Here is a 24,833-nt window from a genome sequence, read left to right on the forward strand (position 1 = left end):
TTATTTTTTTTGATATAATCACCTTTGTAAGTAATTCTATGCAATTTGGAGTGGACAAATTATGACCATTCGTTATCCAAACGGAAGAAAGTATACTCAGACTCAACCAACCCATTACCTATCACCTATAAGAAAACACACTTATAGTAACAGGGGGATGTCCCTTGAAGAGGAGTTGAATGAAACAAATCAATACTATTTAACTCACAATATTGCTTGTGTGCATAAAAAGCCGACACCTCTTCAAATCGTAAAGGTCGATTATCCAAAACGAAGCGCTGCCGTAATTAAAGAAGCGTACTTTAAGCAACCTTCTACAACTGATTACAACGGTGTATACAAAGGCAAGTACATTGATTTCGAAGCGAAAGAAACGCGAAATAAAACGAGCTTTCCTTTGCAAAACTTCCATCTTCATCAAATCAATCATATGAAGGAAGTATTAGCTCATAACGGGATTGCATTTGTTATTATTAAATTTACTCTTTACGATCAATTTTATTTATTGGAAGCGAAACATATCATTACATTTTGGAATCGACAAGAAGATGGTGGACGTAAATCCATTACAAAAGAAGAAATAGAAGAATGTGGGTACTTATTACAATGCGGATATCATCCCCGTATTGATTATATTCACACACTAGACACACTTTATTTTTCGTGATAGAGTCAACAATAAGGCTCATTTTTCGACTTTTGGGGAGAAAATGAAAGGTAGGAGAAAGTATAATGTCAGAAAATTATCGTTCTCGTGAAGAACGAAAACAAGTAAAAAAACAGAAGCAAGAACATCCTAAAAAAAAGAAACCTAAGAAAAAAGGTTCTTTTCTACGTAAATTTCTAATTGCCTGCTTATTAATCGGCATTGTGACACTAGTAGCTGGGGTTTCCGCTTTCTTTGTTATGGTAAAAGATGCTCCAAAACTAGATAAAGCAAAGCTTGAAGTCCCATTATCAACAAAATTTTATGATAAAGATGGAAAATTCCTCTATGAATACGGCGCTGAGAAACGAACGAAGATCACATATGATCAAATTCCAAAAGTAGTAGAAAATGCCTTTATAGCTACAGAAGATTCACGCTTTTATGAGCACAATGGGATTGATTTTAAGCGTACGACGAAAGCCATCTTCGAAAACGTAACAAGCGGTTTTGGTTCTCAAGGCGGTAGTACCATTACACAGCAAGTTATTAAAAACTATTTCTTGACGATGCAAAAAACAACGAAACGTAAAGTACAAGAATGGTATTTATCTTACAAACTAGAGCAGCAATATTCAAAACATGAAATTCTAGAAATGTACTTAAACAAAATTAACTTAGGTAACCGCTCATACGGAATTGCAACTGCTGCACAAAATTATTATGGCAAAGAATTAAAAGATTTAAAATTAAATGAAGCAGCGCTGCTTGCAGGATTACCACAAGGTCCTAGTAAATTTGATCCTACAAAGCAAGAAAATGTGAAAGCTGCCACTGAACGACGCGACACAGTATTATACTTAATGAACAGACATGGCTATATTACAAAGCAAGAGATGGACGATGCCAAGAAAATTCCAGTAACAGACGGTCTTAAACCAGCTCAAGAAGCAACGCAAATGCCATATCCAGCATTTATAGATGGTGCCGTAAAAGAACTTGAGGCAGCAGATAAAGATGTAAACATTGGTTCTGATGGTCTTAATATTTATCTAACATTAGATACAAAAGCTCAAGACTATGCGGATAAAATGTTGAACACAGAAGAAATCATTAACTACCCGGATGAAAAATTCCAAGGTGCATTCGTATTTATGGATACGGAAACAGGTGAAGTTCGTGCACTCGGAAGCGGACGCGGTGAAAATAAAGCAACATTTAAAGGGCAAAACATGGCTATTGACATGCAGCGCCAAGTTGGTTCAACAATGAAACCAGTCTTTGACTACGGCCCTGCTATTGAACACAAACAATGGTCTACGTATCATCAAGTTGATGACTCAACGTACTATTATGAAACCGATCGAAAACGAGAGGTTCGAAATTTTGACAACGGTCATAAAGGTATAATGTCTATGCGTGAAGCATTAGCGCAATCACGAAACGTTCCAGCTGTAAAACTTGCGAATGAAGTCGGACGAGATAAAGCACAAGCTTTCGCTGAAGGACTTGGCTTTACATTTCCAAAAGGCGCAGTAGAATCAACAGCAATTGGTAGTAATGATTCTTCTCCTCTAACAGTTGCAGGAGCATACGCAGCTTACGGCAGTGGTGGTGTATATCATAAACCACATTTCGTTACAAAAGTTGTCTATCCTGATGGGAAAGAAGTAAACTTTACACCAAAAGGAAAACGAGTAATGAAAGATTCTACAGCATACATGGTTACTGATATGATGCGTAGTGTTGTAAAATCTAGTACTGGTACTGGTAAAGCGGCAAATATCCCTTCATTAGACGTTGCTGGTAAAACAGGAACAACAAACTATGATGCTAAACAATTACGTGATTATGATTTCCCTGCTTCGGCAAGTCCTGATAGTTGGTTTGCAGGTTTTACACCACAATATACAATGGCTGTATGGACAGGATATAATAAACAAAGTGAAGGATATATTGACAAAAATACCTCATCTATCGCACAGCGTATGTTTAAAGCGATGATGAGTGAATTTGGAAGCGATACAGCTCGCTTTGAAATGCCAAGTAGTGTAGAACGCATCGGTAGCGAACTTTATGTTAAAGGTGCGAAAAAAGATGATGTTCCAAAAATCAGTGTAGATGGACCAACTGGAATCACTCCATCATATGATGCGGCATCACAGACTATATCATTAAGTTGGTCTGCTTCATCCGATTCAGACGTATCTTATTCACTAAGCTATAAAGGTAGTGACGGGTCTAGCGGCAGTCCAAAAATAAGTGGTACAAGCGCATCAATTAGCGGTGTCAAACCTGGTGTTACTTATACTATCTCTCTTGTTGCGAAAAAGACTGGTGGTGCTAGTGACCCAGTAACAATAACATATGTAGTACCTGGCGGCGATGATACGAAGAAAAAAGCTGAGGAAGACGCAGCTAAGAAAAAAGCTGAAGATGACGCTAAGAAAAAAGCTGAAGATGACGCTAAGAAAAAAGCTGAAGATGACGCAGCTAAGAAAAAAGCTGAAGATGACGCAGCTAAGAAAAAAGCTGAAGATGACGCTAAGAAAAAGGCTGAAGAAGATAAACAAAAGCCTAATAACGGAACTACCACACCAACCACACCAACAGAACCAAATAAACCGAATCAATAATTACGATAGTGAAAAAAGAAGCCATCTTCCTAACAGGAAGATGGCTTCTTTTGCATAATCAGGGCTTTTACATATAACTTTTCCACTTCTTCATACAGCTGTATAAGCTGAATAAAAGAATGATAATGATCTGGCTTATTCATAATGAATGAATAACGTTCCAAAAAGTTAACTGGCTTTTTCTCTAGCCTTTCAATTTGTTCGCTCATATTTTGTAAACTTGTAACAGGTATCCCGTTCATCCAATGTAAAATAGATAAAAGATGTCCTGCAAACCGCACCATCGGATCTTTCGCTTCTTTTTTGTTTCGATTTCGAAATAACATAGAAATCTCTTCTTTTTTCTCTTTCCATAAGCCTAATACAGTAGGAATGCTCATCTCTATCTCATTCCATGGCTTATACCCTTGCTCAATATCGAAGAAAAAACACGTCTCCTCTAAAAGCTCTCCAAATGATTTCTCTGCATTGTATTCGATGACAATCTCGCCTTCAAAGAAAGGAGAGCACCGAAAGTCATTCGGTATTTCAAGTACTTGCTTCATTTCTTTTCCTTCTCCTTCATGCGCTTCTTTCCTTCACGGCATATCTCTAATAGCTGACATTCTTTACACTGCGGACGCTGCGCCTTACAGTGATAACGCCCAAAGAATATCATGCGATGATGTGTTACTCCCCACTCTTCTATCGGTACTTTCTTCATTAACGTCTTTTCTACTTCTAATACAGAATCTTTCCATTTACATAAGGCAAGTCGTTTACTAACGCGCTCTACGTGCGTGTCAACTGCAATTGCTGGAATACCAAATGCAACAGAGACAACAACGTTTGCTGTTTTTCGCCCTACACCTGGCAAATTCGTTAATTCATCCCGGTCTTGCGGCACTTCTCTATCATATTCATCAATAAGCATACGACATAGCTTTTGAATATTTTTCGCCTTATTTCTGTACAAACCAATAGAACGAATATCTTGCTGCAATTCTTCTAAAGACACCTTTAAATAATCTTCTGGTGTTTTATATTTCTGAAATAAACTTTTTGTTACTTTATTGACAAGAACATCTGTGCACTGTGCAGACAATGCAACCGCAATAACAAGTTCAAATGCGTTGTCATGATTCAGCTCACAATGTGCTTCGGGATACATCTCTCCCATTACATCGAGACAGTGTCTAATTTGTGTTTTGTTTAGCATTATTTCCTCCTACCATTACTGCTCTAACCAGTTATAAAATGGTACTTTTCCAGTATACTTCGTTTCCTGGCGTGTTACTTGCTGATTCCGCTGTTGACCTTCTCTAAATTTCCGGCCTTGATTTTGTGCTTGATCCACCGTTTTAATTCCGTTCTTCTTCCAGTCAAATAAAATACGATCAATATAACGGAAATTTAATTTCCCGCTCATAACAGCTTCACGAAGAGCCGTTTGAATTAAAAGTGGATCGTGATGATCTTGATCTTGCCACATCGCTAACGTCTCACATTCAAATGGAGATAAAGGTCTGCCAAATTCATGCTCAAATACTGTATATAAATTTATTTGTAATTGCTTTTGTTCTCGCTCTTCCTCTTCAATGTTTTCACTCATTAAAAAATGTAATATTTTTTCCCAAAGAGGCTGTAATGAGTAACTTTCACAAATCATTGCCGCGGGTTTACGGCCTCCTTCTAAAGCTAAAAAACCTTTTTGAATTAACGTCTGAATAATCTCCATACACTTTGTTTGTGTAATCGTCATCCGCTCTGCAATTTCTCCTGGTGTCGGGAAAGAGTTTCCTGATTCTAAAAATGTGTGTACATGCAGCAGTACCATAAACTCAATTTCATTTAAACCAAGTTTTTTGTAATGCATCATTAATAATTTTGGAATCGCAATACTACCTTGTTCAAACCACTCTAACATGATTTTCTTCTTCATACTCAAACACCTCGCTTTCTAGTATAACACACCTTTTCATTTTTCTTTTTGGCACAATTCGGCAAAAAAACCTCCCTTTCATATAGGGAGGTATCATTTGAAACGTCTAATACACAGTTTGTAGAAGTAAGAATGAAAGAACTTTACTTAGCGTTCCATTTTGTTCTTCATAAATCTATGAATACGTTCTAACGCTTTCTCTAACTGTTCAAGTGAAGTCGCATACGATAAACGAACATTGTTCGGTGCTCCAAATCCTGTTCCTGGAACAAGGGCAACCTTTTCTTCTTCTAATAATGCTTTTGCCCATTCATCAACCGTTTCATAACCAGCTAATGCGACTGCTTCTTTTACATTTGGAAACAAATAGAACGCTCCTTGCGGTTTAATACAAGAGAACCCAGGAATTTGAATTAACTTATCGTATACGATATTTAGTCGCTCTTCAAATGCTCTGCGCATGATTTCTACAGGCTGTTGATCTCCAGCATAAGCAGCAATCGTTCCGTACTGTGCAATTGAAGTAGGGTTTGACGTACTGTGACTCGCTAAGTTTGTCATCGCCTTAATGAGCTCTTTATTACCTGCTGCATAGCCAATGCGCCATCCTGTCATCGAATACGATTTTGATACACCATTAATAATAAGCGTTTGTTCTTGTAATTCGTGAGAAAGTTCAGCAATTGATGTATACTCTGCCCCGCCATAAATTAATTTCTCATAAATTTCATCAGAAACGATTAAAATGTCATGCTCTAAACATACTTGCCCAAGCTGCTGCAGCTCTTCTTTACTATAAATCATCCCTGTTGGATTACTAGGTGAGTTAATAATGACAGCTTTCGTTTTCTCTGTAATGACTTGATGTAATTGCTCCGCTGTAATTTTGTAATGATTTTCTTCCAAACCATCTACATATACTGGCTCTCCGCCTGCAAGCTTCACTTGTTCTGGATAGCTTACCCAATACGGAGTTGGAATGATAACTTCGTCACCTTCATCAAGTAATACTTGAAACAATGTATATAGAGCGTGCTTTGCACCGTTACATACAATAATTTGTGATGGCTCATAAGATAAACCTTGATCACGCTCAAATTTTTTCATAATTTCTTGTTTTAGCGCAGCTAATCCACCTGTTGGTGTATATTTTGTATGACCTTCTAGCATTGCTTTATATGCAGCCTCTATAATATGCTCTGGTGTATTAAAATCAGGCTCTCCTGCTCCTAGGCCAATCACATCATGTCCTTCTGCTTTTAACGCTTGTGCCTTTGCTGTAATTTCTAACGTTGAAGATGGTGTTAGAGCAGCTACTCGCTTCGCTAATTTCATCCTAAGTTCCCCCTGCACTTATTTTTCAATACTATATCGTTTCAAAAACTTACCATCTTGAAAAGCAAGATAATAATAAGTATAACGATTTTCATCATCAATATATGTAACTTCCCATAATGGAACATTGTTTTCAGCGCCTAATTTTGCCTTCACAAATTGTTTTGGTTCTCGTTCTTTCGCAACAATTTGCAATGCTTGCTTTTCAGAGATACCTTCGCTCGCCTTTTGCACCAAAATATCTCCTTTTTTCTCAGGCACCCAAACGATATATTGTTCTCCTTTTTCATTCACACCTTGTACAACTTCATATGGAGTTTGTCCGTTATAATAATCGACTTTTGTTACGTTTGTGAGTTTTGCTTTTTCCTTTGCAATCTCAACTGTTTTCGATTCTTTTGGGACTTTTTTTTCCAGAGTTGTATTATAAATGTGGCCCCCGTATAAAACAACTGCAACGATTACAATAAAAATTGTCAAGATCCACTTTTTCATTGTATCACTACGTTCTGTAAATCGTAAAAATTGCTGTCTCTTTTTCATTTTCATCTAATGCTAATCCGAACATCAGATCTTTTTCTTTTAATGTGCGATTTAAACTATCAACAACCTTATATAAATCAGACGTGTATGCCAGACGCGTCGTTGATAATACTTCAATTTTCTTCTCCATGAAAACTCCTCCGTTACACAAAATTTCTAATTATAAAAGAACGCATTGGGGTTACAATAAGGGTACATTCTTTCTACCCCCTGCTTCATCACCCATCTATTATAGCAGGACATGTTCTTCAAAAAAAGGTTTGAAGACGAAAACCAATGTATTTCTATATTTTATGTAAGAAAAAATAAAAATTCCTCCTACCCACATGTTACGCCTGAAGCAAATGTGCTTCAGGCGTTAACTTTTATTTTATTTTATTTTTTTTATTAAATCGTCTAATGGTCCTTCATATAGTGGGACACTTGGAAGCGATTGAAGAAATCTTCTTCCGTAAAAAGATGTAGTAAGACGACGATCTAACACAAACACTGTTCCTGTATCCGCCGTTGTACGAATAAGACGTCCAAATCCTTGTTTAAAACGAAGGATTGCTTGCGGCAGAGCAAGCTGTGTAAATGGGTCTTCTCCCTTTTCTTTTAATCGTTCACCTTTCGCTTGCATCATCGGCTGATGCGGTGATGTGAATGGAAGACGCACAATAACAAGACAACTTAACGCTTCTCCTGGTATGTCAATCCCTTCCCAAAAACTGCTCGTTCCTAATAAAATGGCCTTTTCAAACTCTTGAAACTTTCGAATCATTCTAGTGCGACTACGGTTATGAACACTTTGTGTTAATAACAGAAATTCTTCTAACTCATCTTCCTTCTTTAATACCCCATATACTTCTTTTAACATTTCGTATGATGTAAATAAAATAAGCATTCGACCATTGGTAGCTTTCGCAATTTTTCTAATATGCTTAGAAACCGCTCTTACATACTCTTTTTCACTGACATGTTTAATATGCGGAACATCTGTTGAAACCATTAACTTTACTTTCTCTTCATAAAGAAATGGCGATGGAATGGTTACTGTATTTGGTGTAAAGTCCTCTAAACCAAGCTCCTCTTCTATATAATCAAACGTATCATTTACTGTTAAAGTGGCTGAGGTGAAAATTACACTTCGTTTACGTGCCAAAAATTGATCAGCAAATAAATCACTAATATGAACTGGCTGCGCGTATAAAATCGTTGAATGGATGGTTCCTTTCGTTTCAGTCTCCATCCATGTCACATGACTCGTCTCTTCTAAAATAAGCATCCGTAAAGATTGGGTCATTTTAGAAAGAACTTCAGTAAGATGCACAAACTCTCCCGTAACCACATGCAGTTCCCATTCACTTTGCTTTTGCAATATTTCACATTGTTTTTCTAATAGTGTAAGGGCTTGCCCTAACTGGTGGACGAAACGATCCGTTAATTCCACAATACTACGCCAAAGCTTACCTCTTTCGTTCTTGACATCATAACGATAAATAAGCGGTATATTTCCAACTACGTGCTCCTGCTTTGTTTTTTGAAATATAAACGTGCGTAGCATTTGAAATAATTCATCTGCATCAAATTTTATTTCCTTCAGCATATAGCTAATCGTTTGAAAAGTAGAACGTGTAGCAATTTGTGATTGCTTCATCATATCATACACTTTATTAAGCACATTAGATGTTTCTAGCGTACCAAACCGAGATAATACAAGTTGAAAATACATACAAGAAAATTGCTCTCCTAGCGCTCTACTTGCCGTTTCTTCAAGATGGTGAGCTTCATCAAAAATAATATGTTCACATGAAGCAAGCAATGGTTCCCCACTTACAAAATCTTGAAATAATAAAGTGTGATTTGTAACTACAACATCTGCAAATAATGCTTTGTTTTTTGCACGTTGATAAAAGCAGCGACTAAACCAAGTGCTTTTCATCCTACTCGGACTATGAGTATCACTGCAAATTCGCTCCCACAATAGCTTCCCGCCAGCTGGAATATTCAACTCATCACGATCTCCTGATTCTGTATCAAGAAGCCATACTAAAATTTTCGCTTTCGTTAATGCATTATCATAATTGTTTTCAATTTCTCCCAATGCATGCTCAAATTTATGTAAACACAAATAATGTTTTCTCCCTTTTAACATTGCTACTTCAAACGGGAATGGAAGTATTGCTTTCAGCAGTGGGATTTCTTTTGCTAAAATTTGTTGCTGCAGCTGCACAGTTTGTGTGCTAATAACGACCGGTTGTTCTTTTTCTTTCGCATAAAAAATGCTAGGGAGTAAATATGCTAATGTTTTCCCTGTACCTGTCCCCGCTTCAATTAAGGAAAAACGGGAATCTCGAAGCGCTTCGTAAACTTCATTTATCATCATTTGCTGCCCTTCTCTTTCTTCAAAAGACGGCATTACTTCCTTTAAACGCTGCATCGTTTCTGTTAAAAAAGAAGAAAAATCAGTAGGAGAACCCTCTTCAATCTGCAATGTATAATTACGTTTACCTAAAGCAATATTTCGGTAAATATCATATTCTTTCTCATCATCTGTTCCATGCATCATTTTGTTTAAAATACATGTAGACATAATCTCTCCAATATTACTTTGAAACATATCACTTAACTCATATAGTGATTGCAATGTAACAAGAGGCAAACTTTCCATTCTAGAAAGTAATTGCAAAAATATCTCTGCTGTCACCATTGCATCACTATCAGCACGATGGGGCTGATCATGGTCAAAACCATATCTTTTAGCTAAATCACGTAATTTATAACTATCAGCTGTCGGCAATAAAATATGCGCCAATTCAACTGTATCAATTTTCGAACATGGTACTTCTGAGAATCCAGCTTGCCGTAATTCTTCTTTCAAAAAATTCCAATCAAAATGAACGTTATGCGCAACGAAGTACGCACCTTGTAATAGTTCAATAATCATCGGCGCCACATCTCGGAATAACGGAGCTTGTTTCACAAGTGTTTCATCAATCCCCGTCAATTCAGTAATAAATGGTGGAATGTCCCGTTCGGGGTTTACAAAAGAAGAGAAAATTTCAAGGATTTCTCCATCCTCTACAACAACTGCTGCAATTTGAGTAATTTTATCTTTCCCATCTTTCCAGGCATTCCCTGTCGTTTCTATATCGACTACGACGTAACGCTTACTCATCTATGACACCTCAATTTCTAACCTTTGCACAACAAAAATTTCTATAGTGTTACTATACCACGTTTTCCTTCATCTTAATGAATAGATACAAAAAATGAAATAATTTTACTTTATCATAAGAAAAGCTATCCCTTTTTTCAGAGATAGCTTTTCTTATCCATTATAAAATTGTGCCTGCTTTTTCCGCTCCAAGCATTTCCACAATTTGATTATTATCATCTAATACAGCAATTTTTGGAATATGTGTTAATACTTTCTCTTCTGAAACGAGTCCGTAACAAATAATAATAACTTTATCTCCTGGTTGAACAAGGCGGGCAGCTGCTCCATTTAAACAAATGACCCCTGTACCGCGTTCTCCTTTTATAACATATGTTTCTAAACGTGCACCATTATTATTGTTCACAATTTGTACTTTCTCATTTTCCACAATACCGACTGCATCCATTAAATCTTCATCAATTGTTATACTTCCTACATAATTTAAATTTGCTTCTGTTACTGTACCACGATGTAACTTCGCTCTCATCATTGTGCGAAACATAGTTGCTCCCCCTTATTGAACCGTAAGTGTAATATTATCAATTAGTCGTGCATTTTCAAACTTCACAGCAATTGCAAGAATGATTTGGCCGTTTATTTGTTCAACTTGCGTTAAGTGTGGATATGCATATAAATTAGCATAGTCGACAACACCATTTGTGTTCGTTTCAATATATTCTTTAATAAAGTTCGTAATCTTTTCTGGACTACGTTCGCCTTTAACAATTTGCTCTTTTGCCATACATAAACTTTTATATAAATGCGGTGCTTCTTGGCGTTCTCTTTCAGATAAGTAAACGTTACGGGAACTGCGTGCTAATCCGTCCTCTTCCCTTACAATATCAACTGGTACAATTGTAACAGGGAAATTATAATCACTAACAAATCCCTCTATAACCGCTACTTGTTGTGCATCTTTCATTCCAAAATACGCACGATTTGGCATTGTAATATTGAAAAGTTTCATCAGTACCGTTACAACACCTTCAAAATGACCAGGTCGCTGCTTTCCGCATAAAACATTCGTGCGCTTTATCACGTCAATATTCGTTGTTCGCTCTCCTGGATACATTTCTTCGACACTTGGATAAAATAAATAATCCACTTCTACTTCACGCGCTAGACGCTCATCACGCTCAATATCACGTGGATAACGGTCTAAATCTTCATTCGGCCCAAATTGCAATGGATTTACAAATATACTTAACATGACAATATCATTTTCTTTTTTCGCTTGTCTCAGTAACGTCAAATGACCTTCATGCAAATACCCCATCGTTGGAACGAAGCCAACCTTTTTTCCGCTTGCACGAAGCTCACTCGCAATTTGCTGCATCTCTTGCACTGTTGTAATAATATTCATTACTGTTTTCCTCCGTATAACGCTAAGCATTCTTCTTCTTTCATCGTAAATGAATGTACTTTCTCTGGAAATTGTCTTAGCTTCACTTCATGAACATATTGTCCAATTCCTCTTACAATTTCTTCTTGTACAGACGTATATTGCTTCACAAATTTCGGAACACGATCTACACCATACGTAATCAGATCGTGATAGACAAGAACTTGACCATCTGTTTGGTTCCCAGCGCCAATACCAATAGTCGGAATCAATAATTGATTTGTTACAAGTTCCGCCAATTGCATTGGTACACACTCTAATACAAGTGCAATTGCTCCTGCCTCTTGGCACTTTTTCGCATCTTCAAGCAATTGTCTCGCACTTTCTGCATCTTTCCCTTGCACTTTGTAGCCACCTAACACACCAACAGATTGCGGAGTCAACCCTAAATGAGCTACAACTGGAACACCTGCGTTCGTCAGGAAACGTATGATTGATACAACTTCATCTGCTCCTTCAACTTTTACAGCATGCGCACCGCTTTCTTGAATAATGCGGCGTGCGTTATGCATCGTTTCTTGTATTGAAACGTGATAAGACATAAATGGCATATCCGTTACAACGAATGTATTTTTCGCACCACGGCGCACTGCTTTTGTATGATGAATCATATCATCAACTGTTACAGGAATTGTTGAATCATAGCCGAGGACAACCATTCCAAGCGAGTCTCCAACTAAAATCATATCAACTTCTGCTTCTTCAGCAAACTTTGCGGATGGATAATCATACGCAGTTACCATCGCAATCGGCTCATTTTGTTCTTTCATTTTCAAAAAATCCGTCACAGTTTTCACGAATTTCTCCTCCTTTATCTGGAGAGAGGAGATGGCCGGATGAAAAAACATATAAAAAAACCCTTCTGACCGTAAAAAGGCAGAAGGGTAGTATCATTCGGCAATATTCATCCCTCTGTCCCAGTCCTATTTTGGATCAAGGCAGAACCACATGTTTATTTTGATTTTTCCACATAGCGGTGCAGTTCCAATTGATACTGCCCATATTCGCCCTTATTATAACAAATAGCAAAACATAATTGCTATACTTTTCTAAAAAAGAAAATCATTTTCCATATACAAAAGCCCTTCGCTTTTTTAGCAAAGGGCTATATATTAATACGATTCCATTAAGAAATGAGACTTTGTTTTAGCCTGTGACAGAATAGGGCCCTAACCGCTTCTATGCGCGGCCAGACACCCTCGTCCTCCCCTTAATCCAGTTTCACTTTACTTCAATATCAGCGGAATGAATATGATGTACAACCCCGTCATGATCTTCAAGTATAAGGACACCATCAACTGTAATTCCTTTTGCAATTCCCGTGATTGTATTTGTCATCGTCCGCGCTGTAATTTCTTTTCCAATACTCACAGCGTAACTTTCCCAAAGAAGCTTAATCACTGAAAAACCGCGTTCTAAATATTCTTTATATAGCTTTTCCATCTGCAAGAAAATTTGCTGCATCAGCTCAGCTCGTACAATTGCTTTTCCTGACTCAATTGCTAAAGAAGTAGCTATGTGCTGGATATCCTCAGCAAAATGTTCTTGCTTTTGATTCACATTAATGCCAATTCCAATAATAACAGCATTAATTTTATCAGGATCTGCTTGCATTTCTGTTAAAATGCCAACTACTTTCTTCCCATTAATTAAAATATCATTCGGCCATTTAATGCCAACGGAAAGATTTGTGCATTTTTCAATGGCCTGCGCTACGCTAACAGCAGCTAGCAATGTTAATTGCGGTGCTTGATGAATCGGAATTGCCGGGCGCAAAATAATGCTCATCCATACTCCTGTCCCTTTTGGCGAGTACCACTTTCTGCTTAATCGGCCACGACCAGCTGTTTGCTCTTCAGCAACAACAACGGCTCCTTCAGCCGCTCCTTCATAAGCAAGACGAGCTGCAATTTGCTGTGTAGATGTTACCGATTCTTCAAAGTATACCGTTCGGCCTAAAAACTCTGTTTGTAAACCAAGCTGAATTTCATTTGCCGTTACTTTATCTGGTTTACTTGCAATGCGATAACCTAAGCGTCGTACAGCCTCTAGTTCATATCCTTCTTCTCTAAGGACCTCCATATGTTTCCACACAGCTGTTCTTGAGCATCCAAGCTTCTCACTAATCGTTTGTCCCGATAGAAATTCGCCTTTAGCTTCAGAAAAGATTTGCAATAACTGTTTTCTTATAGCAGATTGCATGTATGCAGCCACTCCTTTATACACTCTTTCTCATTTTTTAATCGTCCGTATACGACTTCTTCTTCAATTTTTTGCAATGCATTTGCAACCCATGGTCCTGCCTGTTCCTTTGACCACGATAATAAATCGTTACCACTAACTCGCAACTCTTGACGATTAAAAATTGGTAAATCATCATATATCTTCTCTACATGACTGGCATTCGAAATTAAATATGTATTCATAATTCCTTCATATACACGCTCTGCCATAACAGCAATGTCTTTCCCCGCTTTATATAATAAAAGCGCATCCCACTCTTGTTTTTCTCGTGCTTTTACATATAATAAAACGGATACAATCTCTTTTATTTTTTTATTCGAGAATTTCCATTGTCGTAAAAAAACAGATGGATGCTCTTCTCTCATACAATATAAAAAGAACGCCCACGACTCAATATCGCTTTTGAAAAAGTCCCAATCAAACTCTGCTGCTTTTGCAATATACTCCCCGCACATTTGTAAATAAGGTAAATGCTCATATAATTTCGTTTCTACCAATAACTGAAGTGCTTTTGCACAATGTGTACCAACAAGTAACTTTTCAAACTCAACTACAATTCTTTCAATTGCGATATGTTCTAGTAAATGTCCATATTCTATAATGGCTTGTTTCGTTCCTTCTTCTAAGGTAAAACCTAGTGTACTAACAAAGCGAATACCGCGCATCATTCGAAGGGCATCCTCTTGAAAGCGGTCGACTGGGTTTCCAACAGTTGCAATTTCCTTCTTAACAATTGCTTCTTGTCCGCCAAATAAATCAACTATTTCTCCCGTTTCTTTCATCGCAATTGCATTTATTGTAAAATCCCGGCGTTGCAAATCTTCATCCAACGAGCGAACAAATTGTACGCTCGTCGGACGCCGAAAATCTTCATAGTCACCTTCTGTTCGAAACGTTGTTACTTCATATGGAATATCTTCATGTAAAACAATAACCGTTCCGTGTTCAATTCCAACAGGAACGTGCCGCGGAAATAGACGCATTACATCTTTTGGCAAAGCAGATGTCGCAATATCCATATCTCCAATTGTTCTACCAATGATATAATCGCGCACGCTCCCACCTACAAAATATGCTTCAAAGCCGTTCTCTGTTAACGTCTTAATAACTGAAGCCGCTCGTTTAAATCGTTCCATGTTTGTCATCCCTTAGTATGTCATAATAAATTGTTTCATATTGTGAAACTATCTCTTCTGAGCTAAATTGTTCGTTCACTACTTGCATAGAACGCTGCGCCATTTTACTATGTAATGCATCGTCTTGAAGAAGTAATAGTGCTTGTTGTGCGACACCTTCTGCATCTCCTACTTCACATATGTATCCCGTTTCTCCATGCTGAATGACTTCAGGGATTCCCCCAGTACGTGTACCAATACAAGGGACACCGCACGCCATTGCTTCCAGTAATACGAGTCCAAAACTCTCTTTTTCAGACAACAGCAGCATTAGTTCGCTCATTGCCAGGAGTTCTGCTACATTATCTTGTTTTCCTAGAAATAAGACCCTGTCCTCAATTCCTAAATGCTTCACAAGCTGAACAATCGTACAAAACTCAGGACCATCACCAACAAGTAATAATTTCGCCTTTACTTGTTTTACAATGAGCGCAAATGATTTTACGACATCATGAACACGCTTTACCTTACGAAAGTTCGAAATATGAATTAATACTTTTTCGTCTTCTTGTATACCATATTCTTTTCGTAACTGTGACATATCTCGCTGAAAATACACACGCTCGTCAATAAAATTATAAACTGTTTGAATTTCTTTTTGTGTTCTTATTAAATCATACGTTTCTTCAATAAGTGAATGTGATACAGCCGTCACAACATCCGATTGTTCAATGCCAAAACGAATTAAATTATTGAGAGAAGGATCAGATCCTAATATGGTAATGTCTGTTCCATGCAATGTCGTGACAATTTTAACGTTCTCTCCAATCATTTGCTTCGCCAAATATGCACAAATCGCATGTGGAATTGCGTAATGTACATGCAATATATCTAACTTTTCTCTCTGCGCTACTTCTGCCATTTTACTCGCTAACGCTAAGTCATACGGAGGGTATTGAAAAACAGAATATTGATTCACTGTCACTTCATGAAAATAAATATTCGGATACACTTTATTTAAACGAAATGGCAATCCTGATGTAATAAAATGAATTTCATGTCCGCGCTCCGCTAATAATTTCCCTAATTCCGTCCCAACCACGCCAGAACCGCCAACAGAAGGATAACAAGTAATCCCTATTTTTAATTTCATTTTTCTCCCCCTATTAAATCTTCATCTAATAGAATTGATTTTTTGCTCATAAACCCTTCTGCATACTTCACGCCAACTTCTTTTCCAAACATTTTCTCCCGTGCTACAACTGTCTCTACATATCCTTCCGTCAACGGAGTAATCACACCGTCTGGTCCTTTTGTAAACTGACTTTCATACGCTTCTAGCGCAGCAATCTTATTAGAAATATAAGAACTGATATCAATACAAAAATCCGGTTTATGAAAACCATTAATCATGTAGAAATAAAGTGATTGTATCCGATGTGCAGGAAATTCCGGCATATATTTACGAATTCCTGCTGAAAATATAGCTTCTTCTACAAGTTTTGCACAGTTTGCATGATCTGGATGCCGATCTTCATAAAATGGTACGAAGACAAGCTGCGGTTTATATGTACGGACGATCTTTACAATCTCTTGAATATACTCTTCCTTCATATAAAGACCTCGGTCTGGTATCGCTAAGTTCAAACGTTCCTGTACACCAAGTGTGCGAGCTGCTTTCATCGCTTCCTGTTTTCTCAGTTCCACCGTTCCATTGGAAGAAAGATTTGCCTCTGTTAAATCACAAATCCCTACTTTATATCCTTGTTTCGTATATTTTGCAATTGTACCCGCCATACCGATTTCAACATCATCGGCATGGGCGCCGAAAGCTAAAATATGTAATCCGCTCATGTTATTCCCCTCGTTTTCGTAGCTTTCGATAATCTAAATCACCGCGCTCTAATGCATGCATTAAAAGCTCCGCACTTGCCATATTCGTTGCAAGTGGAATGGAATACACATCACATAAACGAAGAAGTGCATTCACATCAGGTTCATGTGGCTGTGATGTCAACGGATCACGGAAGAAGATCACCATGTCTAAATCATTTTTTGCAATCATTGCACCAATTTCTTGATCTCCACCAAGCGGACCAGATTGATATCTTGTCACAGACATACCTGTTGCCTCCATAATTCGAAGACCTGTCGTTCCTGTTGCAAACAACATATGCTTTTCTAAAATAGGCTGGTATGCATACGCAAACGAGACCATATCATTTTTCTTTTTATCATGGGCAATTAAGGCAATCTTCATCTTCATTTTCCCCTTTAGTCAATAATATTTTCTAAGCCATATACAAGATGATCTAAATTCATCACTGTTTCAATAGAAAGTTTTACTCCTGACATAAATGATGCACGGTTAAAGGAATCGTGACGAATTGTTAACATTTGTCCATCTCCGCCAAATAGTACTTCTTGATGTGCAATTAATCCTGGTAAACGTACACTATGAATATGAATGCCATCGACATTTGCACCGCGTGCACCTTCTAATTGTTCCGTTTCATCCGGATGCCCTTGTTGTTTTGATTCACGATTTTGACGAATTAAATCCGCCGTTTTCACAGCTGTACCAGACGGAGCATCTAACTTTTGATCGTGATGTAATTCAATAATTTCAACATCTTGAAAATACTTCGCTGCCAGTTGTGAAAACTTCATCATTAAAACTGCGCCAACCGCAAAGTTTGGTGCAATGATTGTACCAACTTGTTTTTCTTTTGCTGTTTCTGTTAATTGTTGCAATTCTTCTTCTGTAAAACCTGTTGTTCCGATTACTGAACGAATCCCTCGCTCTACCGCAAGTGTTACATGTTTTTTCCCGATTTCTGGTGTTGTTAAATCTAGTAAAACATCTGCTTCTACTTCATCTAAACAAGTATGTAAATCTGCATAAATTGGAGCATCTATGTTAGGTAATCCAGCAATGTCAGAAACTTTCTTTCCACCATGTTTATAATCAACAGCAGCAACTAAATTGAAATGCGGTGTTCTTTCCATAAGAAGTACAGCCTCTTGACCCATACGCCCTCTCGGTCCTGCAATAATCACTTTAATTTCTTTCATTATTCTGTCTCTCCCTCATCTTTACGTGTCCAGCGATCTTTATCACGCGTATTAAATTTTTCCATAACTATATTATGAGCCGTTTCTAAATCAATGTTTAAGCTATTTGCCATACAGATCATCACAAATAACACATCGCCAAGCTCTTCTTCAATCGTGCGCTCTTTTTCTGTGCTTTTCTTTGGTTTTTCACCATAATAATGATTAATTTCCCTCGCAAGCTCTCCCATCTCTTCTGTCAAACGAGCTAGCATCGCAAGCGGACTAAAGTATCCTTCTTTAAATTGACCAATATATGCATCTACTTCCTTTTGCATATCTTTCATCGTTTTTTGTTCCATGTTATTCACCTCAAATCCTTCAATTATCATGTTAGCCAATTCATAGCGATTTGACAAATGTTATCGCTTATTTATCACGTTTTTGAGGATACAAATTTCCTTATGATTTTAAAAAGAACAACCTCCTCTTTCTCCATGCTCAATATATATAAATCCAAATTGGATTTTGGGCACACAAGTCGCCGCCATGCTAAGCAAAAAGTAACCTGCTACTTTCTTCCTCTCTTTGTTTAAACATCGCATGTGGCAGAAATAGGAACTGACCGCATCTACCCATGGTCAGATGCTCTCGTCCATCTAAAAGAAAAGGATTTTATGTCAGGTCTTCAATTTGTATTTATATATATGAAGTTTCCTTGCCAATTTTTCTATATATTACGTATACTATCCATAAGAACAAGCTAAGATTATCACTACATACTAGGGGGATTTGTATGAAACTAAATTTAAAAATCCAAAACATTCTTTTCATTCTAGTTGGTTCCGCTATTTTCTCATTTGGCATCGTTAATATTAATATTGAAAACCATCTAGCAGAAGGCGGTTTTACTGGAATTACATTGCTGCTTTACTTTCTATTTTCACTGGATCCTTCCTATACAAACTTACTCTTAAATATACCAATCTTTTTTATCGGTTGGAAAATGCTTGGTCGTACGACATTTTTTTATACATTAATTGGAACATTTAGTGTTTCATTATTTCTTTGGGTGTTTCAGCGTTATGATGTGTTTAATTTACATTTAAACTTACAAAACGATATGACACTTGCCGCTTTGTTTGCTGGTTTATTTATCGGAGTTGGATTAGGAATAATTTTCAAGTATGGCGGCACAACTGGCGGTGTTGATATTATTGCACGATTAGCTCATAAATATATCGGCTGGAGTATGGGAAAAACGATGTTTATGTTTGATGCTGTTGTCATTATCTTATCAATCCTCACATATTTATCATACCGACAAGGAATGTATACATTAGTTGCTGTCTTTATCGGGGCAAAAGTTATTGATTTTATGCAAGAAGGGGCCTACGCTGCAAAAGGAGCAACAATTATATCTGAGAAAAATGATGAAATTGCCGAAAAAATTTTATCAGAGATGGACCGCGGAGCAACTTTCTTAAAAGGAATCGGCACATACACAAAAACGGAACGACACGTTTTATATTGCGTGGTTGCAAAAAATGAAATTGTAAAACTGAAAAGCATTATTACATCTGTTGATCCTCACGCTTTCGTTGCTGTCAGTGATGTGCATGATGTTGTTGGGGAAGGATTTACGCTTGATGAGAACAAAAATCCGTTACACAATTAACTATACGAGTCATTAAAAAACACATAAAAAAACTTTCTTTTTTATGGTGGACGAGAGTCTCTGGCCGCCCATAGAAGCGGTCAGGACTTTTTTTGGCCGCATGCGACGTTTCAAACAAAGCGAGAAAGCAAGTAGCGGGCTTGTTGTATTTACATAGCAGCGACTTAGATGCTAAAACATTTAATTAAATATGCTCCCTCAATTTTTCTAAATCCTCATAAATCAATTCCAATAAACTGCGATTATAAAAAATTGAAGCCGGATGGAATGTGGGGAAAATTGTATAAGCTTTCTCTGTCCAAGTATAGGTTGTGCTATTAGGATTTCCTAGTCGGCGAACAGGTTGCGTACACAATTGGCCATGCATCTCTGACACCTTTTTGTCGGAACCAACTAAACGTTTGAGGGCAATGTTTCCTAGTGTAACAATAATAGGCACTTGAATATGCTCAATTTCGTAATCTAAAATGGGAGCGTGAGCAAGTATTTCCTGCTGATTTGGCGTACGGTTGTATTTCCGCTTTACGATTTCTCCGTTCCGTTCTCGTTTCTCGCCCCATTTATACGGTCGACTACGCACTACACTCGTAATGTATACTTCTTCTCTCGTTATACTAATTCGCTTTAGAAAATCCATAAGTTGCTTACCAGCTCTTCCGCTAAAAGGTATCCCGTTATGAATTTCTGTTTCCCCTGGCGCTTCTCCTACTAGCATCATTTTTGGATGTTGTGGCCCTTGTCCATATACAAAACCTTCAACAGGATAGGGAGACATTCGCTCTCTCACTTGCTCCACTAATTGCTCTGGATATTTCATGTTTATCACCCCTTGCATATTTTACTTTGATTGAAACCCTATTCTTCTTACACCAATTTAAAATAGACAAATTTCTTCTCCCTTTACATTACATATTTATAGTAGCATCTCTTATTATTATCATAAAAACAAAAATACAAAAGAAAAAAGACTATCAAAATCGATAGTCTTTAATCATCATTACGTTGCATTCCTGTATATATTAATACAAGACGAAGCAATTCAAATACTGCTACGGCCGCTGCTGCGACATACGTAAGTGCTGCTGCATTTAATACTTTACGAGCTTGTCCATATTCATCCGTTGATACAATACCAAGTGTTTCAATTTGCTTCATTGCCCGTTTTGATGCATCAAATTCAACCGGTAATGTAATAAGTTGGAATAACACACCTGCTGCCATCAGGATAATTCCTAAGAACAATAAGTTTGCCATATGCGCAAACATACCAATCATAATGAAAACCCATGACATGTTTGAACCAAAATTTGCAACAGGAACAAAAGAATGACGGAAACGCATAAAGTTATAATCTTTTGCATCTTGAATTGCATGCCCAACTTCATGTGCAGCTACTGCTGTCCCTGCTACAGAATGACCATAATAGTTATCTGTTGATAAACGAACTGTTTTCGATCTTGGGTCATAATGGTCAGATAAATGTCCTGGTGTTTCTTCTACCGCTACATTGTACAAACCATTCTCATCTAAAATCTTACGAGCCACTTCTGCTCCTGTCATACCAGAAGTTGAATACACTTGTGAGTATTTACTATATGCGCTGCGTACTCTAGACTGTGCATACATCGGTATGATCATGATGATAGCAAAGTAAATTAAGTAGAAACCCATCATGAACCTCCCATACATTTTTGTTATATAGTAATAACCATTCTATTTTCTTCACATAATATTGTCAACAAAGAAACCTTACAACATCGTTTCTATCTTTCACCTCATTTGAAAAACAACCTTATCTATTTTTGGAATGCAACGTACTTTTTTGTTTCTCTTTTTCTCCTTTATATTTTCTCCAGCCAACATACGTTAATGTAAAAATAATAATTCCACCAGTTACAATCATAAACCATATGAGTGAAGAATCGACTTCATCCTTTTTCGCTGTATGAAAAATTTTTTTCAAATCATCTTTTATAATTTTCACTTGTGTTTGTCCGCTCTTATTTTGGATCATCATATAACGAAATTCATCTAAATACGACAAATGCGAATTCACACGTTGCAACTCTTCTTCTGGCAAATCAATCATTAAACTTGGATAAATAATATCAAATTCATGCAAAAATACGTTTAATACTTGTTGAAAACGATTATGTTCTTCCTTTTGCAGTGCATTTTCAACTTTTCCAAATGCACTCATTACATTTTCTTCTCTTTCCATCCAAAGCGGCTGATATTTCGACACTTCTGCATCTAACACAAGACGAAGTGCAAGCACATCATCTATTTTTATTTGTTTATGAATCCCTTGTCTTTCTAATGATTGCATTGCTTTATCATAAGCAAGGGAAATCACCCGAATATGTTCAGGTACTATTTTCTTTTTTTGATCATCGGTTAAAAATTGCTGAGAAAAGTGCGTTAATAGTTGCGTCGCTTTGTCATACTCTTCTTGTTTTACAAATTGGAGCGAGTCATCTAACAACCCAGTTAGCTCATTCCAGGTAGCTGCATATATCCGAATAGGAAACAATATAAACATAAACGCTATAATTCCAGCTAATACTTTTTTCATTCTTGTCCCCCCTATAGCTTCTAGTACAATATATGAACTAGTGGACAAGAATAGACCTTGAACCGCTCCCAATTAAAGTGAACGTTTACTTTTCCGTTGTGGCGTTGCGAATTCCTGTATACACTCCTCTCTTTTTCATAAAAAAACGATATAAACTATAACAACAAGCACTCCCAAATAAAATTAGTAATAAAATGATACATGCTGCATGCATAAAGAATTGTTCTGGCAACATACGAATAATTGGATCAGTCTCTGGATCAAACAACCAATAATCGTTTTGAAAAAGAAGTTCATGAAAAAATACAAAACTCTTTTCAAAATTGATTGAAATTGGGAGTATGAGTACGATCGGGAAGACAATTGTATGAATCGCTGCATAGAACAAAAACTTTTCCTTTTGTTTTCGTATTAGATAAACTCCCCCAATACAAGATATACAAATACCCATATACATAGCATATTGAATTGCAACAAGAATATTTTTCACATCAACAAAATGAATTCTTCCCTTCTCAGACATTTCTAAAGTTGGAAAATGTAATGGTTTATTATAAAAAGGAGAAAAATAAGCAATAAGCGCATCATAATTTTGAATAATTGCTTCTTTTGTCATACTTGCCATTTGCGGTATATTTAACATGTCAATCTCTACGTAATAAATCCCTTTCCCATATACAACACACATAACTGCGATTGAGAAGATACTAAAAGCAATACAAAAAGGCACAATACATAATAAGACCCCATTCCAAATTTTCGAATATACGCTATGTGAATTCATCCCTTTGCCCCATTCCCTATTTTTTATTTAATCTAGACTTACACTGTCCGAAGTTTCATTTTATAAAGAAAGCGTTAATCTTTTCTCCCTTAGACAAAAATAATATGTAGTAGCCAAAACAACGATACTAAGCCAAAATGTAAAATAGCCAATTTGGCGGTCATACATATACATAACACTATATTTTGGCATTTGTCCCCACACATAATCAATAATATCATTATGCAATGTCCAAATAACTGCAATGATAAAATGCCAATATTTCATCCGATAAAATGGTGCGTATAAAAGCCCTTGTACAGCCATTGCCATGTGAAAAACAATAAGTGTATATCCTTCTATTCCAATATATCCCGTTACAATAAGAGTTAATACATTTACGAAAACAGCCCAAATCCCGTATTTGACTAATGTGACAACTGCTAACGCTTCCATTAAACCCCAATTTTTCTTTTGTATAAACGCAATTAATACAAAAACAAAAAACAAACTTGCTGTTGGACTATCTGGAACAAACAGCAAAAAAATAGCTGGTGTTTCTTTTAATTGATTCCCATACCAAATATACCCATAAATTGTTCCTAAAATATTAATAATGAACAAAATCCATAGAAAGGAACGTTGTCTTAATAATAAATATGTATATGCCAAAATAGAACTACCTCACCTTTCCAAAATAAACATCACTGTGATGCATGAACCGTAGCACGAATGCATTTGATTACACCCCATTGCTTTTGGCGGGGAATTAGCCCACACTGATAAAAGTTTTACTTTATTATAGCAAATTCCCTGCCTAAAATAGAAAAACTGACTACAAAGTTGTAGTCAGCTTTCATTGATCCCGCTATTCGCGGGCAGTATGCCCCCACTGATGGAAGTTTCACCTTATTTTTTATTGTATTTCTCGATAAATTCCGATAATTTCTTTAACTCTTCATCCGTTCCTTTAAAAATACCTTTTGGCATTGCACCCTTTCCATCTTTTGCAATTTTTGCAATTTCTTCTGGTTTTAATGTTAAATTTTGCAATGCTGGTGCAGCTGCTCCCCCTTGCAAGTTTTCACCGTGACATGTTAAACATGTATTTTTTTGCATAACCTTATAACCGTCATCATTTTTATCAACTTGTACAGTTTTTACAATTGCTCCTTGCTTTTTCGCTGCTGCCCAGTCATGCGTAGCAACAGATTCCCACGTTAGGAAAACGATAGATGCTAACGCTAACAACATAAATCCTGTTGCAACTGGACGTTTAAATGGCCCGCGTTCTGGCCCCCGATCAAGAAATGGAGCAAGTAATAATGCGCCAAATGCGATGCCTGGCATAATAAATGCACCAATAATCGTATATGGACCAGATGCATAAGAATACTTTAACAATTGATACAGAAATAAGAAATACCAGTCTGGAAGTGGTATATATCCTGTATCTGTAGGATCTGCAATTCTTTCTAATGGCGATGGATGCGCTACGGTCAAACAAAGATAGCCAATTAAAAAGACGGCACCAACCATCCACTCTTTTAATAAAAAGTTTGGCCAAAATGCTTCTGTTTTCCCTGGATATTCTGAATAATCTTTCGGAATATTCGGTTTTCTAACAGCAGGTACTCGCGAATCTCCGACAAACTTCATCCCTTTGCCGCGATGCATAGTCTCCCTCCTTTAATTAAGTTCTCACTTTTAAATCTAATA

The 24,833-nt window shown here is 37.0% G+C and carries 26 protein-coding genes; 3 read left to right on the plus strand and 23 right to left on the minus strand.

The window, feature by feature from the left end; genetic code table 11:
• Positions 1-61: 61 nt before the first annotated feature.
• On the plus strand, positions 62-667 hold the full coding sequence (gene recU, locus H280_RS0102665; protein WP_028411075.1) for a Holliday junction resolvase RecU: 606 nt from the start codon (positions 62-64) through the stop codon (positions 665-667).
• 65 nt (positions 668-732) lie between these two features.
• A complete protein-coding gene (locus H280_RS0102670; RefSeq protein WP_020059567.1) occupies positions 733-3,282 on the plus strand; it encodes a penicillin-binding protein 1A in 2,550 nt (849 codons plus the stop codon).
• Between the two features lie 29 nt (positions 3,283-3,311).
• Here the strand turns inward: H280_RS0102670 and H280_RS0102675 are convergent, their stop codons facing one another.
• The 17 genes from H280_RS0102675 to H280_RS0102755 all read right to left on the minus strand — a co-directional run bounded on the left by H280_RS0102675 (position 3,312) and on the right by H280_RS0102755 (position 18,460).
• The gene (locus H280_RS0102675; RefSeq protein ID WP_020059568.1) at positions 3,312-3,827 is read right to left on the minus strand and encodes a YpoC family protein; all 516 of its coding nucleotides are present in this window, start codon (positions 3,825-3,827) and stop codon (positions 3,312-3,314) included.
• The gene (nth, locus tag H280_RS0102680; protein WP_020059569.1) at positions 3,824-4,480 is read right to left on the minus strand and encodes an endonuclease III; all 657 of its coding nucleotides are present in this window, start codon (positions 4,478-4,480) and stop codon (positions 3,824-3,826) included. The genes H280_RS0102675 and nth overlap by 4 nt, the downstream gene beginning before the upstream one ends.
• 15 nt (positions 4,481-4,495) lie before the next feature.
• Positions 4,496-5,203: a DNA replication protein DnaD gene (dnaD, locus tag H280_RS0102685; RefSeq protein ID WP_020059570.1), complete on the minus strand. Its 708-nt coding sequence runs from the start codon at positions 5,201-5,203 to the stop codon at positions 4,496-4,498.
• 147 nt (positions 5,204-5,350) lie between these two features.
• Entirely contained in the window at positions 5,351-6,538 is a 1,188-nt protein-coding gene (locus H280_RS0102690; RefSeq protein ID WP_020059571.1) for a pyridoxal phosphate-dependent aminotransferase, read from the minus strand.
• Between the two features lie 18 nt (positions 6,539-6,556).
• Entirely contained in the window at positions 6,557-7,033 is a 477-nt protein-coding gene (locus H280_RS0102695; RefSeq protein WP_020059572.1) for a cell wall elongation regulator TseB-like domain-containing protein, read from the minus strand.
• A gap of 7 nt (positions 7,034-7,040) precedes the next feature.
• A complete protein-coding gene (locus H280_RS24625; RefSeq protein WP_020059573.1) occupies positions 7,041-7,211 on the minus strand; it encodes a YpmA family protein in 171 nt (56 codons plus the stop codon).
• Between the two features lie 240 nt (positions 7,212-7,451).
• The gene (dinG, locus tag H280_RS0102705; RefSeq protein ID WP_020059574.1) at positions 7,452-10,241 is read right to left on the minus strand and encodes an ATP-dependent DNA helicase DinG; all 2,790 of its coding nucleotides are present in this window, start codon (positions 10,239-10,241) and stop codon (positions 7,452-7,454) included.
• A gap of 160 nt (positions 10,242-10,401) precedes the next feature.
• Positions 10,402-10,785, minus strand: a complete 384-nt coding sequence (gene panD / locus H280_RS0102710) for an aspartate 1-decarboxylase (protein WP_020059575.1) — start codon at positions 10,783-10,785, stop codon at positions 10,402-10,404.
• Between the two features lie 12 nt (positions 10,786-10,797).
• A complete protein-coding gene (gene panC, locus H280_RS0102715; RefSeq protein WP_020059576.1) occupies positions 10,798-11,646 on the minus strand; it encodes a pantoate--beta-alanine ligase in 849 nt (282 codons plus the stop codon).
• The gene (gene panB, locus H280_RS0102720) at positions 11,646-12,482 is read right to left on the minus strand and encodes a 3-methyl-2-oxobutanoate hydroxymethyltransferase (RefSeq protein WP_020059577.1); all 837 of its coding nucleotides are present in this window, start codon (positions 12,480-12,482) and stop codon (positions 11,646-11,648) included. The genes panC and panB overlap by 1 nt, the downstream gene beginning before the upstream one ends.
• A 424-nt stretch (positions 12,483-12,906) precedes the next feature.
• Positions 12,907-13,887, minus strand: a complete 981-nt coding sequence (locus H280_RS0102725) for a biotin--[acetyl-CoA-carboxylase] ligase (RefSeq protein WP_020059578.1) — start codon at positions 13,885-13,887, stop codon at positions 12,907-12,909.
• The gene (locus tag H280_RS0102730) at positions 13,872-15,065 is read right to left on the minus strand and encodes a CCA tRNA nucleotidyltransferase (protein WP_020059579.1); all 1,194 of its coding nucleotides are present in this window, start codon (positions 15,063-15,065) and stop codon (positions 13,872-13,874) included. The genes H280_RS0102725 and H280_RS0102730 overlap by 16 nt, the downstream gene beginning before the upstream one ends.
• Positions 15,052-16,197: an N-acetyl-alpha-D-glucosaminyl L-malate synthase BshA gene (gene bshA / locus H280_RS0102735; protein ID WP_020059580.1), complete on the minus strand. Its 1,146-nt coding sequence runs from the start codon at positions 16,195-16,197 to the stop codon at positions 15,052-15,054. Before bshA ends, H280_RS0102730 begins: the two co-directional genes overlap by 14 nt.
• Entirely contained in the window at positions 16,194-16,898 is a 705-nt protein-coding gene (gene bshB1, locus H280_RS0102740) for a bacillithiol biosynthesis deacetylase BshB1 (RefSeq protein WP_020059581.1), read from the minus strand. The genes bshA and bshB1 overlap by 4 nt, the downstream gene beginning before the upstream one ends.
• A gap of 1 nt (position 16,899) precedes the next feature.
• Positions 16,900-17,304 carry a methylglyoxal synthase gene (mgsA, locus tag H280_RS0102745; RefSeq protein ID WP_020059582.1) on the minus strand — a complete coding sequence of 135 codons (405 nt, stop codon included), beginning with the start codon at positions 17,302-17,304 and terminating at the stop codon, positions 16,900-16,902.
• A 14-nt stretch (positions 17,305-17,318) separates the two neighbouring features.
• Complete coding sequence (gene dapB, locus H280_RS0102750; protein ID WP_020059583.1) at positions 17,319-18,119, minus strand: 4-hydroxy-tetrahydrodipicolinate reductase; 801 nt, start codon at positions 18,117-18,119, stop codon at positions 17,319-17,321.
• Positions 18,119-18,460 carry a nucleotide pyrophosphohydrolase gene (locus H280_RS0102755; protein ID WP_020059584.1) on the minus strand — a complete coding sequence of 114 codons (342 nt, stop codon included), beginning with the start codon at positions 18,458-18,460 and terminating at the stop codon, positions 18,119-18,121. The genes dapB and H280_RS0102755 overlap by 1 nt, the downstream gene beginning before the upstream one ends.
• A gap of 434 nt (positions 18,461-18,894) precedes the next feature.
• Here H280_RS0102755 and H280_RS0102760 point away from each other — a divergent pair, with 434 nt between their 5' ends.
• Entirely contained in the window at positions 18,895-19,776 is an 882-nt protein-coding gene (locus H280_RS0102760; protein WP_020059585.1) for a YitT family protein, read from the plus strand.
• A 184-nt stretch (positions 19,777-19,960) separates the two neighbouring features.
• Here H280_RS0102760 and H280_RS0102765 read toward each other — a convergent pair whose 3' ends face one another.
• From H280_RS0102765 to H280_RS0102790, 6 genes are all read right to left on the minus strand, one after another.
• Positions 19,961-20,593, minus strand: coding sequence for a uracil-DNA glycosylase family protein (locus tag H280_RS0102765; protein ID WP_020059586.1), 633 nt, complete (start codon positions 20,591-20,593; stop codon positions 19,961-19,963).
• A 170-nt stretch (positions 20,594-20,763) separates the two neighbouring features.
• A complete protein-coding gene (locus H280_RS0102770) occupies positions 20,764-21,447 on the minus strand; it encodes a zinc metallopeptidase (RefSeq protein ID WP_020059587.1) in 684 nt (227 codons plus the stop codon).
• Positions 21,448-21,568: 121 nt separating this feature from the next.
• Positions 21,569-22,351: a sporulation protein YpjB gene (gene ypjB, locus H280_RS0102775; protein ID WP_020059588.1), complete on the minus strand. Its 783-nt coding sequence runs from the start codon at positions 22,349-22,351 to the stop codon at positions 21,569-21,571.
• Positions 22,352-22,436: 85 nt separating this feature from the next.
• Positions 22,437-23,135: a TIGR01906 family membrane protein gene (locus H280_RS0102780; protein WP_020059589.1), complete on the minus strand. Its 699-nt coding sequence runs from the start codon at positions 23,133-23,135 to the stop codon at positions 22,437-22,439.
• A gap of 60 nt (positions 23,136-23,195) precedes the next feature.
• Positions 23,196-23,786 (minus strand): DUF1405 domain-containing protein, encoded by a 591-nt coding sequence (locus tag H280_RS0102785; protein WP_020059590.1) that lies wholly within the window; start codon positions 23,784-23,786, stop codon positions 23,196-23,198.
• A gap of 237 nt (positions 23,787-24,023) precedes the next feature.
• Positions 24,024-24,791, minus strand: coding sequence for a menaquinol-cytochrome c reductase cytochrome b/c subunit (locus H280_RS0102790; protein ID WP_020059591.1), 768 nt, complete (start codon positions 24,789-24,791; stop codon positions 24,024-24,026).
• Positions 24,792-24,833 lie beyond the last annotated feature (42 nt).

Origin of the sequence: Bacillus sp. 123MFChir2, from assembly GCF_000383235.1 — a bacterium.
In the GTDB taxonomy this organism is placed as follows: Bacteria; Bacillota; Bacilli; order Bacillales; family Bacillaceae_G; genus Bacillus_A.

Bases quoted from the DNA above. Each gene is read 5' to 3' on its own strand.
- H280_RS0102765 (WP_020059586.1), bottom strand. From the start codon at position 20,593: ATGAAATATCCAGAGCAATTAGTGGAGCAAGTGAGAGAGCGAATGTCT.
- recU (WP_028411075.1), top strand. From the start codon at position 62: ATGACCATTCGTTATCCAAACGGAAGAAAGTATACTCAGACTCAACCA.
- H280_RS0102780 (WP_020059589.1), bottom strand. From the start codon at position 23,135: ATGAATTCACATAGCGTATATTCGAAAATTTGGAATGGGGTCTTATTA.
- dinG (WP_020059574.1), bottom strand. From the start codon at position 10,241: ATGAGTAAGCGTTACGTCGTAGTCGATATAGAAACGACAGGGAATGCC.
- bshB1 (WP_020059581.1), bottom strand. From the start codon at position 16,898: ATGAGCGGATTACATATTTTAGCTTTCGGCGCCCATGCCGATGATGTT.
- nth (WP_020059569.1), bottom strand. From the start codon at position 4,480: ATGCTAAACAAAACACAAATTAGACACTGTCTCGATGTAATGGGAGAG.
- dnaD (WP_020059570.1), bottom strand. From the start codon at position 5,203: ATGAAGAAGAAAATCATGTTAGAGTGGTTTGAACAAGGTAGTATTGCG.
- H280_RS0102755 (WP_020059584.1), bottom strand. From the start codon at position 18,460: ATGGAACAAAAAACGATGAAAGATATGCAAAAGGAAGTAGATGCATAT.
- H280_RS0102790 (WP_020059591.1), bottom strand. From the start codon at position 24,791: ATGCATCGCGGCAAAGGGATGAAGTTTGTCGGAGATTCGCGAGTACCT.
- panC (WP_020059576.1), bottom strand. From the start codon at position 11,646: ATGAATATTATTACAACAGTGCAAGAGATGCAGCAAATTGCGAGTGAG.
- dapB (WP_020059583.1), bottom strand. From the start codon at position 18,119: ATGAAAGAAATTAAAGTGATTATTGCAGGACCGAGAGGGCGTATGGGT.
- H280_RS0102690 (WP_020059571.1), bottom strand. From the start codon at position 6,538: ATGAAATTAGCGAAGCGAGTAGCTGCTCTAACACCATCTTCAACGTTA.
- H280_RS0102725 (WP_020059578.1), bottom strand. From the start codon at position 13,887: ATGCAATCTGCTATAAGAAAACAGTTATTGCAAATCTTTTCTGAAGCT.
- bshA (WP_020059580.1), bottom strand. From the start codon at position 16,197: ATGAAATTAAAAATAGGGATTACTTGTTATCCTTCTGTTGGCGGTTCT.
- H280_RS24625 (WP_020059573.1), bottom strand. From the start codon at position 7,211: ATGGAGAAGAAAATTGAAGTATTATCAACGACGCGTCTGGCATACACG.
- ypjB (WP_020059588.1), bottom strand. From the start codon at position 22,351: ATGAAAAAAGTATTAGCTGGAATTATAGCGTTTATGTTTATATTGTTT.
- panD (WP_020059575.1), bottom strand. From the start codon at position 10,785: ATGTTTCGCACAATGATGAGAGCGAAGTTACATCGTGGTACAGTAACA.
- H280_RS0102695 (WP_020059572.1), bottom strand. From the start codon at position 7,033: ATGAAAAAGTGGATCTTGACAATTTTTATTGTAATCGTTGCAGTTGTT.
- H280_RS0102730 (WP_020059579.1), bottom strand. From the start codon at position 15,065: ATGGAACGATTTAAACGAGCGGCTTCAGTTATTAAGACGTTAACAGAG.
- mgsA (WP_020059582.1), bottom strand. From the start codon at position 17,304: ATGAAGATTGCCTTAATTGCCCATGATAAAAAGAAAAATGATATGGTC.
- H280_RS0102770 (WP_020059587.1), bottom strand. From the start codon at position 21,447: ATGGGTTTCTACTTAATTTACTTTGCTATCATCATGATCATACCGATG.
- H280_RS0102675 (WP_020059568.1), bottom strand. From the start codon at position 3,827: ATGAAGCAAGTACTTGAAATACCGAATGACTTTCGGTGCTCTCCTTTC.
- H280_RS0102670 (WP_020059567.1), top strand. From the start codon at position 733: ATGTCAGAAAATTATCGTTCTCGTGAAGAACGAAAACAAGTAAAAAAA.
- H280_RS0102760 (WP_020059585.1), top strand. From the start codon at position 18,895: ATGAAACTAAATTTAAAAATCCAAAACATTCTTTTCATTCTAGTTGGT.